16 protein-coding genes are annotated in these 15,103 nt (G+C 65.0%); 5 read left to right on the top strand and 11 right to left on the bottom strand.

Annotated elements, in window-relative coordinates; genetic code table 11:
- Window positions 1-98: 98 nt before the first annotated feature.
- On the bottom strand, window positions 99-1,598 hold the full coding sequence (locus tag CX676_RS09415; RefSeq protein WP_101754243.1) for a CoA-acylating methylmalonate-semialdehyde dehydrogenase: 1,500 nt from the start codon (window positions 1,596-1,598) through the stop codon (window positions 99-101).
- A gap of 103 nt (window positions 1,599-1,701) precedes the next feature.
- On the opposite strand from CX676_RS09415, the gene CX676_RS09410 reads away from it, so the two are divergent.
- From CX676_RS09410 to CX676_RS09395, 4 genes are all read left to right on the top strand, one after another.
- The gene (locus CX676_RS09410; protein ID WP_101754242.1) at window positions 1,702-2,652 is read left to right on the top strand and encodes a LysR family transcriptional regulator; all 951 of its coding nucleotides are present in this window, start codon (window positions 1,702-1,704) and stop codon (window positions 2,650-2,652) included.
- Window positions 2,653-2,671: 19 nt separating this feature from the next.
- The gene (locus tag CX676_RS09405; protein WP_101752383.1) at window positions 2,672-3,133 is read left to right on the top strand and encodes a CBS domain-containing protein; all 462 of its coding nucleotides are present in this window, start codon (window positions 2,672-2,674) and stop codon (window positions 3,131-3,133) included.
- A gap of 88 nt (window positions 3,134-3,221) precedes the next feature.
- Window positions 3,222-3,713, top strand: a complete 492-nt coding sequence (gene coaD / locus CX676_RS09400) for a pantetheine-phosphate adenylyltransferase (RefSeq protein WP_101754241.1) — start codon at window positions 3,222-3,224, stop codon at window positions 3,711-3,713.
- A gap of 60 nt (window positions 3,714-3,773) precedes the next feature.
- Window positions 3,774-4,604 (top strand): DUF2189 domain-containing protein, encoded by an 831-nt coding sequence (locus tag CX676_RS09395; RefSeq protein WP_101752382.1) that lies wholly within the window; start codon window positions 3,774-3,776, stop codon window positions 4,602-4,604.
- 78 nt (window positions 4,605-4,682) lie between these two features.
- Here CX676_RS09395 and CX676_RS09390 read toward each other — a convergent pair whose 3' ends face one another.
- The 8 genes from CX676_RS09390 to pyrC form a co-directional block, all read right to left on the bottom strand.
- Entirely contained in the window at window positions 4,683-5,201 is a 519-nt protein-coding gene (locus CX676_RS09390; RefSeq protein ID WP_101752381.1) for a bactofilin family protein, read from the bottom strand.
- Window positions 5,191-6,516: a M23 family metallopeptidase gene (locus CX676_RS09385; RefSeq protein ID WP_232816633.1), complete on the bottom strand. Its 1,326-nt coding sequence runs from the start codon at window positions 6,514-6,516 to the stop codon at window positions 5,191-5,193. The genes CX676_RS09390 and CX676_RS09385 overlap by 11 nt, the downstream gene beginning before the upstream one ends.
- A 172-nt stretch (window positions 6,517-6,688) precedes the next feature.
- A complete protein-coding gene (locus tag CX676_RS09380; RefSeq protein ID WP_101752379.1) occupies window positions 6,689-8,086 on the bottom strand; it encodes a helix-turn-helix domain-containing protein in 1,398 nt (465 codons plus the stop codon).
- A 186-nt stretch (window positions 8,087-8,272) separates the two neighbouring features.
- On the bottom strand, window positions 8,273-9,481 hold the full coding sequence (locus CX676_RS09375; protein ID WP_101752378.1) for a multidrug effflux MFS transporter: 1,209 nt from the start codon (window positions 9,479-9,481) through the stop codon (window positions 8,273-8,275).
- The gene (locus CX676_RS09370; RefSeq protein ID WP_101752377.1) at window positions 9,468-9,824 is read right to left on the bottom strand and encodes a DMT family protein; all 357 of its coding nucleotides are present in this window, start codon (window positions 9,822-9,824) and stop codon (window positions 9,468-9,470) included. Before CX676_RS09370 ends, CX676_RS09375 begins: the two co-directional genes overlap by 14 nt.
- Window positions 9,815-11,302: a replicative DNA helicase gene (locus CX676_RS09365; RefSeq protein WP_101752376.1), complete on the bottom strand. Its 1,488-nt coding sequence runs from the start codon at window positions 11,300-11,302 to the stop codon at window positions 9,815-9,817. Before CX676_RS09365 ends, CX676_RS09370 begins: the two co-directional genes overlap by 10 nt.
- Window positions 11,303-11,459: 157 nt before the next feature.
- Complete coding sequence (locus CX676_RS09360) at window positions 11,460-12,131, bottom strand: orotate phosphoribosyltransferase (protein WP_101752375.1); 672 nt, start codon at window positions 12,129-12,131, stop codon at window positions 11,460-11,462.
- Window positions 12,128-13,171, bottom strand: a complete 1,044-nt coding sequence (gene pyrC, locus CX676_RS09355) for a dihydroorotase (protein ID WP_101752374.1) — start codon at window positions 13,169-13,171, stop codon at window positions 12,128-12,130. Before pyrC ends, CX676_RS09360 begins: the two co-directional genes overlap by 4 nt.
- A gap of 128 nt (window positions 13,172-13,299) precedes the next feature.
- Here pyrC and CX676_RS09350 point away from each other — a divergent pair, with 128 nt between their 5' ends.
- The gene (locus tag CX676_RS09350; RefSeq protein WP_101752373.1) at window positions 13,300-13,614 is read left to right on the top strand and encodes an antibiotic ABC transporter; all 315 of its coding nucleotides are present in this window, start codon (window positions 13,300-13,302) and stop codon (window positions 13,612-13,614) included.
- 99 nt (window positions 13,615-13,713) lie between these two features.
- On the opposite strand, the gene gap is transcribed toward CX676_RS09350, so the two are convergent.
- On the bottom strand, window positions 13,714-14,715 hold the full coding sequence (gap, locus tag CX676_RS09345) for a type I glyceraldehyde-3-phosphate dehydrogenase (RefSeq protein WP_101752372.1): 1,002 nt from the start codon (window positions 14,713-14,715) through the stop codon (window positions 13,714-13,716).
- Window positions 14,716-14,926: 211 nt separating this feature from the next.
- Complete coding sequence (locus tag CX676_RS22765) at window positions 14,927-15,070, bottom strand: hypothetical protein (protein ID WP_198590312.1); 144 nt, start codon at window positions 15,068-15,070, stop codon at window positions 14,927-14,929.
- Window positions 15,071-15,103: the final 33 nt, after the last annotated feature.

Here is a 15,103-nt window from a genome sequence, read left to right as displayed (position 1 = left end):
GTCCGGTTGTTGTTGCGGGGCGGCCCGTGACAGGCCGCCCCGTGGGAAGGGTAGGGGATGGCCCCGCCCCCCTTATGTATGCACCAGCGCGGGCTGGATCAGTCCATGGCCTTGAAGTTGAACTCGCCGCCTTCCTTGATGCCCGAGGGCCAGCGCGCGGTCACCGTCTTGGTGCGCGTGTAGAAGCGGAAGGCATCGGGGCCGTGCTGGTTCAGGTCGCCAAAGCCGGATTTCTTCCAGCCGCCGAAGGTGTGATAGGCCAGCGGAACCGGGATCGGCACGTTGACGCCGACCATGCCGATATTGATGCGGCTGGCGAAGTCGCGGGCGGTATCGCCGTCACGGGTATAGATCGCGGTGCCGTTGCCATATTCATGGTCGATGGCAAGCTGGATCGCCTCTTCATAGCTCTGGGCGCGGACGGTCGAGAGGACCGGACCGAAGATCTCGGTCTTGTAGATGTCCATGTCCGGGGTCACGCGGTCGAACAGGTGCGGACCGACGAAGAAGCCGTCTTCATAGCCCTGCAGGTTGAAGTCGCGGCCATCGACGACCAGCTCGGCACCCTGATCGACACCCGACTGCACCAGCCGCAGAATGTTCTCCTTGGCGGCCTTGGTCACGACCGGGCCGTAATCCACGTCATTGCCGGCGGTATAGGGGCCGACCTTCAGCTTCTCGATCCGCGGGATCAGCCGCTCGATCAGCGCATCGGCGGTCTTGTCGCCCACCGGCACCGCGACCGAGATCGCCATGCAGCGTTCGCCCGCCGCACCATAACCGGCGCCGACCAGCGCATCCGCCGCCTGATCCAGATCGGCATCGGGCATGATGATCATGTGGTTCTTCGCGCCGCCGAAGCATTGCGCACGCTTGCCGTTCTGGGCGGCACGCTCATAGATATATTGCGCGATCGGGGTCGAGCCGACGAAGCCCACCGCCTGGATCACCGGGTTGTCGAGGATCGCATCGACGCTGCCCTTGTCGCCATTGACGACCTGCAGCACGCCATCGGGCAGGCCGGCTTCCTGCAGCAGCTTGGCCAGCATCAGCGGCACCGAGGGGTCGCGCTCGGACGGCTTCAGGATCATGGCATTGCCGGCCGCGAGTGCCGGGCCCATCTTCCACAGCGGGATCATGGCGGGGAAGTTGAAGGGCGTGATGCCCGCGACGACGCCAAGCGGCTGGCGCATCGAGTAGATGTCGATGCCGGGGCCGGCGCTGTCGGTGAACTCGCCCTTCAGCAGATGCGGCGCGCCGATGCAGAATTCGATCACTTCCAGACCGCGCTGCACGTCGCCCTTGGCATCGGGGAAGGTCTTGCCGTGTTCCGACGACAGCGTCTCGGCCAGCACGTCCATGTCACGGTTGATGAGGCGCACGAATTCCATCATCACGCGCGCCCGGCGCTGCGGGTTGGTGGCGCCCCAGGCGACCTGCGCCTTGGCGGCGCTGGCAACGGCGGCGTCAAGCTCGTCCTTGGTGGCCAGCGACAGCTTGGCCTGCACCTCGCCGGTGGCGGGGTTGTAGACATCCGAGAAGCGGCCCGAAGTGCCCTTGTATTCCTTGCCGTCGATCCAGTGATGAATCTCTTTCATCGCATCCTCCATACATGGCTCGCCCGACAATAGCCTTGCGGAAATGCCGGTAAAAGAGGCAGTCTGGCAAAAGCATTTTGCGATTCTGCAAAGCCGGGGGCGCATGGACTGGGACGATCTGCGCATATTCCTGGCCGTGGCGCGGGCCGAGAGCCTTTCGGGGGCGGGGCGGCGGCTGGGGCTGGATGCCTCGACCATGGGCCGGCGCATCGCGCGGCTGGAAGCCTCGATCGGGGCCACGCTGTTTCTGAAGACGCCGCAGGGCTATGCCCTGACCGAGGAGGGCGCGCGGCTGATGGCCCCGGCCGAGGCGGCCGAGCAGGCGGTCACCGCCGCCTCGGAAGCGGCCAGCCACGAAACCGGGATCGGGGGGCAGCTGCGCATCGGCGCGCCGGATGGCTGCGCGAACTACCTGCTGCCGCAGGTCGCCCGGCAACTTTCCGATGCCCATCCGGGGCTGGAAATCCAGATCGTCGCCCTGCCGCGGGTCTTCAACCTGTCGAAACGCGAGGCCGACATGGCCATCGGTGTCTCGCCCCCGGAAACCGGGCGGTTGGTGGTGCAGCGGCTGGTCGATTACCGGCTGCATCTGGCGGCACATCGGGACTACCTGGCCGCTAGCCCGCCGCTGACCAGCCGCGCCGATCTGCGCCACCATCGGATGATCGGCTATATTCCCGACCTGATCTTTGACCGCGAACTGGATTACCTGGCTGAAACCGGGGTCGAGGCGGCGGCGATCACCTCGAACTCGGTCTCGGTGCAGATGCAGACCATCCGCGCCGGGGCGGGGATGGGCATCGTCCATGATTTCGCCATTCCCTTCACCCCCGGAGTGGTGCCGGTTCTGACGGACGAGATTTCGCTGACCCGAAGCTTCTGGCTGCTGCGCCATGCCGATGACCGCGCCAGTCGTCGCCTGAGCCTCTTGGCCGAGGCGCTGGCGCAGGCTCTGAGGCGCGAAGTGACCCGTCTCGAGGCACTGGTTCGGGCCGAGCTACCATCGGCGGACTTGACGGCCCGCCAGAAGGTGAAAAAGATAAGTTCAACGTAAGCGCGAAACGGGGGCACCCATGCTGGTCAATCAACTGCTGTCCATGAAGGGCGATTCGGGGAAGCCGGGGGTCGAAGGCGCGACCATCGTGACGGTGAAGCCCACCGATACCGTCGCCGACGCCGTCCGCGTCCTGTCGGATCTACGCATCGGTGCCGTCGTCGTCTCGAGTGATGGCAAGCGCCCCGACGGCATCCTGTCCGAGCGTGACATCGTCCGCCAGCTGGGCAAGAACGGCGCGGCCGTGCTGGACACCCCGATCAGCGACCTGATGACGAAACAGGTGCAGACCTGCACCCGCTCCGAGGATGCGCTGGTGATTCTGGACCGCATGACCAAGGGCCGCTTCCGCCACCTGCCGGTGGTCGATGACGAGGGCAACATGCTGGGCGTGGTCTCGATCGGCGATGCCGTCAGCGGCCGGCTGAAGGAACTCGCCGCCGAGAAAGAGGCGCTGACCGGGATGATCATGGGCAACTGAGCCCGCGACTGCGAGGGTAATGGCTTGAAATCGCCCGCGTGATCGGGTTTCTGGGCCACGGCGGCGACGAACCGGAGGGAACCCGTTGATGCGTATCGGCCTCTATCCCGGCACTTTTGACCCGATCACCCTGGGTCACATCGACATCATCCAGCGCGCCATGGCGCTGGTCGATCGTCTGGTGATCGGGGTGGCGATCAACAAGGACAAGAACCCGCTGTTCAGCCTTGAAGAGCGGGTGGCGATGGTCACGAGCGAATGCGCGGCCATCACCGCCAAGACCGGCGGCGAGATCCAGGTTCATCCCTTCGACAACCTCTTGATCCATTGCGCCCGCGATGTGGGCGCCTCGGTGATCGTGCGCGGGCTGCGGGCGGTGGCGGATTTCGAGTATGAATTCCAGATGGTCGGGATGAACCGGGCGATGGATGCCAACGTCGAGACGGTGTTCCTGATGGCCGATGCCCGGCGGCAGGCAATCGCCTCGCGGCTGGTGAAAGAGATCGCCCGGCTGGGGGGCGACGTGTCGAAATTCGTGACCCCCGATATCGACGTGGCCCTGCGCGAGCGCTTCGCCTGACAAGCCCGTTGATCGGCGCGTGACTCGGTTCTAGGTTGTGGCGAAACGAGCGAGTTCGCCATGCCCGATCCTGTTGTCACGCCCGTCACCATGGGGCTGCCGCGCAGCCCGGATGTCGTCCCCGAACCGGCGAGACTTTCAACGGCGGCGATCTGGGCCGCACTGGCCGCAGGCTGGAGTGATTTCCGCCGAGCTCCGGGTTTTGGCCTCCTGTTCTCGGCCTTCTATGTCCTCGGCGGTCTGGCACTGACGGCGGTGGCTCTGGCGGCGGGGCAGGAATGGTGGCTGATCCCCTTCGTCGTTGGTTTTCCCCTTCTCGCGCCCTTCGCCGCTGTCGGTCTCTACGAGGTCAGCCGCCGGCTCGAGGCGGGCGAGCCGCTGGACTGGCCGGCGGTGGCCGGCGTGGTCTTTGCCCAGAAGGATCGGCAGATCCCGTCCATGGCGATGGTGATCCTGCTGATGTTCATGTTCTGGGTCTTCGTCGCCCATACCATCTTCGCGCTGTTCATGGGCCTGTCGGCGCTGACCAATATCACCACCTCGCCCGAGGTGCTGTTTCAGGGCCGGGGGCTGCTGATGCTGGCCATCGGCACGCTGATCGGGGCGGGATTTGCCGGGGTGCTGTTCTGCATCACCGTGATCGGCCTGCCGCTGCTGCTGGACCGCGAGGTGGATTTCATCACGGCGATCATCACCTCGTTTCGGGCGGTATTTCGCAATCCCCTGCCAATGCTGGTCTGGGGCGTGGTCATCGCTGTCGTGCTGGCGCTCGGCATCCTGCCGGCCTTTCTGGGGCTGTTCATCGCCCTGCCAGTGCTGGGCCATGCCAGCTGGCATGTCTATCGCGCGGTAATTCCGGCTGCGGACGCTCCGCAGGATCGTCCGGACTGATCACTTCGTTCTGCTGTTCGCCGAACATGAAAAAGGGGGCCGCGGCCCCCTTTTCTATGCTGACAGACCAGCCTGCGATCAGTTCGCGGCGGTCGGCGGGGCCAGTTTCTTGGTACCTTCGCCCGACAGCGGATCGTCCTGACGCTGGACCGAACCCTCGAAATGGGCGCCCGATTCGATGGCGATGGTCTTGTGGACGATATCGCCCTCGACCCGTGCGGTGGCCGAGAGACGTACCTTCAGCCCGCGCACGCGGCCGACGACTCGGCCATTGACGATCACGTCATCAGCGACCACTTCGCCCTTGATGGTGGCGGTTTCACCGACGATCAGCTGATGGGCGCGGATGTCGCCCTCGATATTGCCTTCGATCTGGATATCGCCCTGGGTGCGGATATTACCAGTCACGGTCAGGTCCGAGGACAGGACCGAGGGCGTGGTTCGCGGGCGCGGCGCGGCGGCAGGAGCCGCCGAGAAGTCGCTTGCGCGCTCGGGCATCGCCGGGGCCGGTTGCGGGGTCGCCATCTCGGCCTCCTTGGGGGCCGGGGTGCCCGGGTTTTTGTTTCCGGTGTCGGTTACACGGGATTTACTGAACATTGCTTGCTGCCTCGATGAAGCTCATAGGATTGACAGCCCGACCATTCACCCGAACTTCGTAATGCAGATGCGGGCCGGTCGAACGACCTGTATTGCCCATATCACCAATTCGATCGCCTTGCGACACGCGTTGCCCAGTTTTCACGCGAATTTTGGACAAATGGGCGTAACGGGTCTCGGTGCCCAGCTCGTGCTGGATCTTGATCAGATTGCCATAGGCGCCCTGGCGGCCGGCAAAGATCACCACGCCGTCGCCGGTCGCGCTGACGGGTGTGCCGACCGGTGCCGCCATGTCGATGCCCTCATGCGCGCGGCCCCAGCGGCGGCCGTAGCCCGAGGTATAGCGGAAGGACGAGGATACCGGCATGGCCAGCGGCAGCTTTTCCATGGCGATGCGGTAGGTGTTGATCTGGTCCAGCGTCACGATGATCTGGTTGGCCTTGGTCTCGCCCTGCGAGATCGCGGCATTGCCGTGGCTGGAATAGGCGATCGGGTTCAGCGGGCCGCCCTGGCCGGAATAGCCGCTGCGGATGGTGCGCAGCACGTCATCGGGGTTCATGCCGACCGAGCGGAAGACCTTGTCCAGCGGCTCGACCGAGATGCTGACGGCGTCTTCCAGCTGGGCGAAGATCTCATCGTGACGGGCCAGGATCTCGTCGCGCTCGACGGCGATCTCTTCGGCGGTCTGGCGGGCCTCTTCGGCCTCGGCCACGGCTTCGGCGCGCTGGCTCGAGGCCTGTTTCAGCTCGCCCGACAGGATGTCGAGCGCCACCGAGAATTCTTCATTGCGACCGGCCTGCGGCAGCGGCTGGCCGGTATTGTCCTCGATCGCGGCGGTCAGCGTCTTGGCCTCGTCCTGGGCGCTGTCACGCTCGGTGATGGCGGTACGCAGGGTGGATTGCACCGCGCCCATGCCGGTCTCCAGCTCGCGGCGGGCTTCCTCGGAGGCCAGCAATTGCGACTGCATCTTCGAGACCTGGTCCAGCGCGACGGTGAAGCGGTTCTGGGCGGCGGCTGCATCGGCGGCGCGGGCATCACGCTCGGCCGAAAGCTGTTCCAGACGCTCCTCGAAGGCGCTCTGGGCGCGCAGGACCTGATCGCGGGACGAGCCGGCGCTGATCGAATCGATGGCGAGAATCGAGCTGGCAAGGATGGCCCAGCCAAAGACCAGCGTGGTGCCGCCGATGGCGACGAACTGGGTCAGCGGGCGCAGTCGGACGAACCGGGTGCTGTCGTCGGAACGAAGGAAAAGCCGTTGCTCGGGCAGCCAGCGCTCAAGCGACGAATTCAGACGGTTCGTGATCCCAAAAGCCAATGCATGTCCCCAAGCTGCCAAGTCCCGTTGATCCGGGACCCTTATGGTTCCAGTCTGACTTTCGTAAACAGGGGCTGTGCCTTCAATGCAACAGCCTAGCTGCCGGGCTATACCCAGTTGGGCAGATTCACGCCAGTTGCGGCGGAAACCCGCCGAGCTTTGAATGAAATCGTCAGGCGATTTCATAGGGTAAAGGACCGTTGCGATCCGCAGGCACGCGCAGGCTGCGATCGATGGGCGGGACCGAACGCTGGTGGCAGTCGGGCCGGGGGCAGATTCGGCAGGAAATGCCGATGGGTTCATAGGAAGGTGGGTTGGTCAGATCCAGTCCGTCAGCATAGACCATGCCGGCGGCATGGGTGATCTCGCAGCCTAGGCCGATGGCAAAGCGCCGCACCGGCGCGCCGAAGGCACCGCCGGGTTTCGAGACATCGCGGGACAGAAGCAGATAGCGCGCACCATCGGGCGTCTGCGCCATCTGCCGAAGGAAGCGGCCGGGCTGTTCGAAGGCCTGATGCACGTTCCACAGCGGGCAGGCGCCGCCGAAGCGGGCAAATTGCAGTCGCGTGGCGGAATGGCGCTTGGTGATGGTGCCGGCCTGATCGACGCGAACGAAGAAGAAGGGCACGCCCTTCTCCGCCGGGCGCTGCAGGGTCGAGAGCCGGTGCGCCACCTGTTCCAGCGAGGCATCGAACAGATGGGCAAGCCGCTCGAGGTCGTGACGTTCGGCCCGGGCGGCGCGCAGGAAGGCGCGATAGGGCATCAGCGCGGCCCCGGCGAAGTAGTTGGCAAGGCCGATCCGGGCGATCTCGCGCGCGGTCTCGCTGCGGAAACGCGCCAGATCCAGTGTCGCCTCCAGAAGCTCGCCATGCCGGGCCAGCGCGACCTGATGCAGCAGCTGGAAGCGCCGGGTCGGCGCCTCGGCCGAGGCATTGACCAGAAGCGCGCGGCCCTCGCGGCGGAACACCGCGCCGGCAGGCAGTTCGGTCATCCGCACAGTGAAACCCGCACCCGCCAGCGCCTCTTGCGCCAGCACCCATGGATCGCCGCGCTGGCCATCGGGGCAGGCGAAACGCTCGGCCGCGCGGTCCACCGCGTCGATGTAATTGTCGCAGTAATGAAAGAAATCCCGCACCTCTTCCCAGGGGGCGGGTGTGGCGTTCTGGCCCGCCGCGCCGATCGCCTCGTCCAGCGCCGCCAGCCGCTCCTGCCCCGAGCGATGGGCGCGGTAGAGGTCAAGGAATGCGCGGGCCAGCACCGGCGCATTGGTCGCGGCCAGACGCAGGTCGGCGAGCGCAGGCGCGGCATCGAAGACCGGATCCGCCAAGGCCTCCTGCATGTCGATGACCAGCCGCTCGGCATCGCCGGCGGACAGCGCGGTCAGGTCGATGCCGAACTCCTGTGCCAGCCGCAGCAGCACGCCGGCCGAGATGGGGCGGTGGTTGTTCTCCATCTGCGAGAGATAGGGCAGGCTGACCCCCAGCCGTTCGGCAAAGGCGCGCTGGTTCAGCCCGGCCCGCGCCCGGGTCTCGCGCAGCGAGACGCCCGCATAGATCTTTTGCACCGACATGATTGCCCCTCCGCTTTGCAAATCGGCGTGTAGCCTTTGCAAACTGCTCGAGGCAAGAGGCTGCATTGCCAGAGCCGGCGGGGCCAGCAGCAGAAGGAACAGAAAAAGTCGGTGCAATCGGAACATGCCGGCCAGATTAGCCGGCAAAGCTTAAGATATGGTTCGCCCCGCCTACATATTCGGGGGTCAGATCTCGTCGGTCAGGATCCGCTCTCGCCGGATCACCCAGAGAATCGCCACGAGCGAGCCGAGCGCCGATGCTGTCATGATGGCCAGAAGCGGCAGCGCCCCGGCGCCTTCATGGAGCAGCGCCCCGGCCAGCGCCGAGAGCACCGCGCCCCCGGCCACGGCCAGCGCCCCGCCGAGACCCGAGGCCGTGCCGGCCAGTTCGGGACGCACGCTCATCATCCCGGCATTGGCATTGGGCAGCACCAGCCCGTTGCCGACGCCCATCAGCGCGATGGCGCCGAAGAAGATCAGCGGATGATGCAGCCCCGCCAGATCGGCGAGCAGCGCCACCGCCAGCGCCGCAAAGCAGATGATCGAACCGCCGAGGATCATCGGGTTCAGGCCAAGCCGCGCCGAGAAGCGCCCGGACATGAAATTGCCGGCCAGATAGCCGATGGACGGCGCGGCGAAGTAATAGCCGACCTGGGCCGAGGTGAGACCAAAGACATGCTCACCGACGAAGGGCGCGCCGCCGAGATAGGCGAAGAACGCCCCCGAAGACAGCGCCGCCGCCGCGCAATAGCCCCAGAAGCGGACCGAGCGCGCCAGCACCGGGTAGTTGGCGATCTGCTGGCGCAGCGGCACGCCGCCATCGCGGACCGTTTCGCCCAGATCGAGCCAGACCCAGACCAGCACGACGAGCCCCAGAACGCCCATCAGCGCGAAATTCGCCCGCCAGCCAAAGGCCTCGTCCAGCACGCCACCGATGATCGGCGCGATCATCGGCACCACCGACATGCCCATGGTGACATAGCCGATCATGCTGGCGGCGCGATTGCCGTCGAACATGTCGCGCACGGCGGCGCGCGAGACCAGCATGCAGGGGGCAATGGCGGCCTGAATGATGCGGAACACAAGGAAGGTCGTGGCGTCGCGCGCCAGAAGCGTCCCGAGCGTGGCCAGAAGGAAGATCACCAGCGACCACAGCACCACCGGACGCCGCCCCAGCCGGTCGCTGATCGGCCCGGCCAGAAGCTGCAGCACGGCGCTGGCACCGATATAGGCCGAGACCGACAACTGCATCAGCGCGTAATCGACGCCGAAATCCCGCGCCATTCCCGGCAGCGAGGGCAGGAACACGTTCATCGACAGCGCCGCGACGCCCGACAGTGCCACCAGCGTCATCAGGTGCGGCGGCGTCCGGCTGCCTGTCCTAGCCCCAGTCATGGAAGACGAACCAGGCGCCAAGGCAGATGAAGCCAAAGCCGACGCCATGCTGCCAGGTCAGCCGCTCGCCCAGGTAAACCCAGGAGAAGATGGCGAAGACCGAGAGGCTGATGACCTCCTGAATGGTCTTCAGCTGGGCGGCCGAGAAATAGCCGTGGCCGATGCGGTTCGCCGGCACCTGCATGGTGTACTCGAAGAACGCGATCATCCAGCTGACGAAGATGACGGTCAGCAACGGCGCCGATTTGTACTTCAGATGACCATACCATGCGACTGTCATGAAGACATTCGAGGCGATCAGCAAGCCGATGGTGGCAACCGGGATCGGCAGGTTCAGTCCCATTGCGTCTGGCGGTCCTTGGCGAGGTTGCCGAAGCGGGTGAACTGGCCCTCGAAGGACAGCTCGACCGTGCCAATGGGGCCGTGACGCTGCTTGCCCAGGATGACCTCGGCTTTGCCGTGGCAGGATTCCATCTGCTTCTGCCACTCGGCCATCTTGTCCAGCTCGTGATCGGCCGGCTTCTCGCGCTCGCGGTAATATTCCTCGCGATAGACGAACATGACGATATCGGCGTCCTGCTCGATCGAGCCGGATTCGCGCAGGTCCGAAAGCTGCGGGCGCTTGTCCTCGCGGTTCTCGACCTGCCGCGACAGCTGCGACAGCGCGATGACCGGGATGTTCAACTCCTTGGCAATGGCCTTGAGCCCCTGGGTGATCTCGCTCACCTCGTTCACCCGGCTGTCCTTGGCCGATGCCGCTTTCAGAAGCTGCAGGTAGTCGACCATCAGCACATCGAGGCCATGCGTCCGCTTCAGCTTGCGGGCGCGGGCGGCCATCTGGTTGATCGGCAGCGCCGGGGTGTCGTCGATGTAAAGCGGGCAACTTTGCAGGGCATGGGCGGCCTCGACGAAACGGCGGAACTCGGCCTCGTCCATGTCACCGCGACGGATGCGTTCCGAGGGCACCTCGGCGGCCTCAGAGAGGATACGCGCCGCCAACTGCTCGGCCGACATCTCGAGGCTGAAGAAGCCCACCACGCCGCCGGCGACGGTGCCGTGGGTGCCATCGGACCGCTCGCCCATCTTGTGCGCCTTGGCGACGTTGAAGGCGATGTTGGTCGCTAGCGAGGTCTTCCCCATCGACGGACGACCGGCGAGGATGATGAGGTCGGAATTGTTCAAGCCGCCCATCTTGCGGTCCAGATCGACCAGCCCGGTCGAGGTGCCCGACAGGTCGCCATCGCGCTGATAGGCGGCATTGGCGGCGTTGACGGCGCTGGTCACTGCCTTGAGGAAGCTCTGGAAGCCGCGCTCGGCCGTGCCCTGTTCGCCCAGCTTGTAAAGCACCTGTTCGGCCGCGGTGATCTGCTGCTCGGCATCGTCATCGACGACGACGCTGGCGGCGCGGGCGGAAATGTCCTGCCCCAGCGCGATCAGGTCGCGGCGCAGGGCAAACTCGCGGATCATCTGGGCATAGTCGCGCGCCGCATAGGCCGAGATCGCTGCTCCGGCGATCCGCGCCAGGTAGGCCGGGCCGCCCAGATCCTTCAGCCCGGAATCGGCGTCCATGAAGGCCTTGATGGTGACCGGGCTCGCCAGCGCGTTCTTGCGGATCCGGTCCGAGCAGATCTCGAAGATGCGGGCATGGACCGGTTCATAGAAATGCTCGGCCTTGATGATCTGGCTGATCCGGTCGAAGACGTCGTTATTGGTCAGCAGCGCGCCCAGAAGCTGCTGCTCGGCCTCGATGGAATAGGGCACGGCCTGTTCTTCGGCGTCCTTGCTGGCCTGCCGAATCGTGATTGCCGTCGCCTCTGCCATGATTCCTGCCCTCGTTATGATTTGTGCCGAAACTTACCCGATCGCGGCCCTTCAGGGAACGCGGCCCGGCGAAAAAACATGTGATCAGATCGCCCCGGCGGCGGTGGATAGCCTGTGGACGACCTGTGGATGAAATATCGTAAGTAGCTGAACTAAATCAACTATGCGCCGCCTGCCACACGCGGGGATTGGTCAGGAAGGTCTCGACCTCGGCCAGTGTCGCCGCGTCAAAGGCCTCCTGCGCGCGGGCTTCGGCAAGAACATCCCACCAGGTGCAGAGATGATGCAGTTGCACGCCGTGATCGGCCAGCCGCTGGGTCGTCTCGGGGAAGATGCCGTAATAGAAGATCACCGCCGTATGGGCGCAGCTGGCCCCGGTCTCGCGGATCGCGTCGACGAAGCTCAGCTTCGAGCCGCCATCGGTGGTCAGATCCTCGACCAGCAGCACCCGCTGGCCCTCGGTCATGACGCCCTCGATCCGGGCATTGCGGCCATAGCCCTTGGGCTTCTTGCGCACATAGGTCATCGGCAGGCCAAGCCGTTCGGCCACCATGGCGCCGAAGGGAATGCCCGCCGTCTCGCCGCCTGCCACGTTGTCGAAGGCCTCGAAACCGGCATCGCGCATGACGGTCGCGGCCATGAAATCCATCAGTGTCTGGCGCACGCGCGGAAAGCTGATGATCCGGCGGCAATCGACATAGGTCGGCCCCTTCAGACCCGAGGCATAGGTGAAGGGCGTCTCGGCATTGAAATCGACGGCCTTGATTTCCAAGAGCATCCGGGCCGAGAGGCGGGCGATTTCCTCGCGCGTGGGGTAGGGCAGGCTCATGTGGACTCCAGGTGCCAGAACAGCGGATAGCCGGGATCGAAAAGGGTGACCGTCTCGACGCCGGCGGTGATGGTTTCGGGGTAGGTGGCGGGAGTGGCGCGCCGGGTCAGGGTGATGCGATCCTCGTTCGGCGGCAGGCCATAGAAGGCGGCGCCGTTCAGGCTGGCAAAGGCCTCGAGCCGGTCCAGCGCGCCGTCTTCCTCGAAGACATGGGCGAGAATCGACATGGTGTTCGGCGCGGTGAAGCAGCCGGCGCAGCCGCAGGGCATCAGTTTGGCGCGGTCGGGATGCGGCGCGCTGTCGGTGCCGAGGAAGAACCGCGCCTCGCCCGAGGTCGCCGCCTCTCGCAGGGCCAGCCGGTGGCTTTCGCGCTTGGCGACCGGCAGGCAATAGTAATGCGGCCGGATGCCGCCGGCGAGGATGGCATTGCGGTTGATGACCAGGTGATGGGTGGTGATCGTCGCGCCCAGATCCTCGCCACCCGAACGGGCATAGGCGACGCCATCGGCGGTGGTGATATGCTCCATCACCACCCGCAGGCCCGGCGTGGCGCGGCGCACCGGGTCCAGCACGCGGTCGATGAACACAGCTTCGCGGTCGAAGATGTCGACCGCAGGATCGGTAACCTCGCCATGTACGCACAGCGGAATGCCGGTTTCGGCCATGGCTTCCAGTACCGGGCGCACCCGGTCGAAATCGGTGACGCCGCTGGCCGAATTGGTGGTGGCCCCGGCAGGATAAAGCTTCACCGCGCGGATGATGCCCGACTGATGCGCGGCGACCACATCGCCCGGATCGGTCGTGTCGGTCAGGTAAAGTGTCATCTGCGGCTGAAGCGCAGCACCCTCGGGCAGGGCGGCGATGATCCGCTCGCGATAGGCGGCGGCCTGCGCGCCGGTCACCACCGGCGGCACCAGGTTGGGCATGATGATCGCGCGGCCGAAACCGGCGGAATGCGGGGCCACGGCTGCCAGCATCTCGCCATCGCGCAGATGCAGGTGCCAGTCGTCGGGGCGGCGGATCGTGATGCTGTGGGTCATGGCCTGCCTCTATAGCGTGGCGGCCACAAATGCCAAGCCATCTACACCCAATCCTAAAGTTGTGGTTGTAAAATGAGGGATGCGTATGCAGTTAGTGCAATCGGGGAGACAGGAAAGGACGCTGCAACATGAATAATTCCTTCAATTTCTTGGCTGCTCCCTCGGCCCAGATCGCCCTGATGAGCCAGATGACCCGCATCGCCATCGAATCGCAATTCGTCATCGGAATGCGGGTCCTCGGCATGATGGGCATGATGAACCAGTCCCCGGGCGAGCCTTTCCGCATGGTCGCCGAGAAACAGGCCGCCGCGACCGAATCGCTGTTCGCGATGACCCGCGCCGCCAGCCGCGGCGCCAGTGCCGAGCGGGTCATGTCCGCCGCCCTGCGCCCCTATGGCAAACGCACCCGCGCCAATTCGCGTCGGCTGACTGGCAGCCGGTAAGCGCCATTCACCCCGGCCTGGCGGTTCAGATCAGACAGCCAGAATGAAAAACGGCGGGGACATGCCCCGCCGTTTTCAATTTGTCCTGACGGCTTGCGCTCAGATCAGCTTGCCCATCGCCACGGCAGTGTCGGACATGCGGTTCGAGAAGCCCCATTCGTTGTCATACCAGGTCAGGATGCGGACCATGTTGCCTTCCAGCACCTTGGTCTGATCCAGGTGGAAGATCGAAGAATGCGGGTCGTGGTTGAAGTCGATCGAGACGTTCGGCTGATCGGTATAGCCGAGGATGCCCTTCAGCGGGCCATCGGCGGCCGCCTTGATCGCCGCGTTCACCTCTTCGACGGTGGTCGGGCGCTCGGCTTCGAAGACCAGGTCGACGACCGAGACGTTCGGCGTCGGCACGCGGATGGCAACGCCGTCCAGCTTGCCGTTCAGCTCGGGCAGGACCAGACCCACGGCCTTCGCGGCACCGGTCGAGGTCGGGATCATCGACATGGCGGCGGCGCGGGCGCGGTACAAGTCCTTGTGCATCGTGTCCAGCGTCGGCTGGTCGCCGGTATAGCTGTGGATGGTGGTCATGAAGCCCTTCTTGATGCCGATGGCATCGTTCAGGACCTTGGCCACCGGCGACAGGCAGTTGGTGGTGCAGCTGGCATTCGAGACGATCAGGTCTTCCGAGGTCAGCGTGTCATCGTTGACGCCGAAGACGATGGTCTTGCTGGCGCCTTTCGAGGGGGCCGAGACCAGAACGCGGCTGGAGCCGTTTTCCAGGTGGACCTTGGCCTTGTCGGCATCGGTGAAGATGCCGGTGCATTCCAGCACAACGTCGACATCGCCCCAGGGCAGGTCGGCCGGGTTGCGGATCGCGGTCACCTTGATCGGGCCACGGCCCACGTCGATGCTGTCACCGTTGACGGTAACCGTGCCGGGGAAACGGCCATGCACGCTGTCAAAGCGGATCAGGTGGGCATTGGTCTCGACCGGACCCAGATCGTTGATCGCGATGACCTCGATATCGGTGCGGCCCGATTCGATGATCGCGCGCAGAACGTTGCGTCCGATCCGCCCGAAGCCGTTGATCGCTACCTTGACTGCCATGGTGCATACTCCGCCTGATGAATTTGGCTTCCCATACCGCCGATCCGCCGGTGATGCAAATGGCGAGAGCGGGATCGGCAGGCCATGTGAGGAAAATGGGTCAATTGCTTATGTTATGCGCTAACATCCAGCTTTTGGACGCGGTGAACTGGCTTGAGCACGCAGCGCTGGCGTGATTCTTGAAACCCGGGGGTGACGGCGCCGACCGCGTTCAGCGCCAGAAGCTGACCCATTCGATCAGCGAGGCGAATTGCCGGGCGAGAAACAGCGGCAGGCCCCAGTGGAACAGGTAGTGATCGGCCAGGAACAGGCCGAGGATGAACAGCGCAAGGAAAATGGCGATCCGGTTGGTCATGATGTTGGTGCTAGGCCAGAACCGTGCCTGCCC

Source organism: Paracoccus zhejiangensis (assembly GCF_002847445.1).
GTDB lineage: Bacteria > Pseudomonadota > Alphaproteobacteria > Rhodobacterales > Rhodobacteraceae > Paracoccus > Paracoccus zhejiangensis.
Note: the sequence above shows the minus strand (reverse complement) of the source record. Positions and strands in the feature narration are given on the sequence as shown.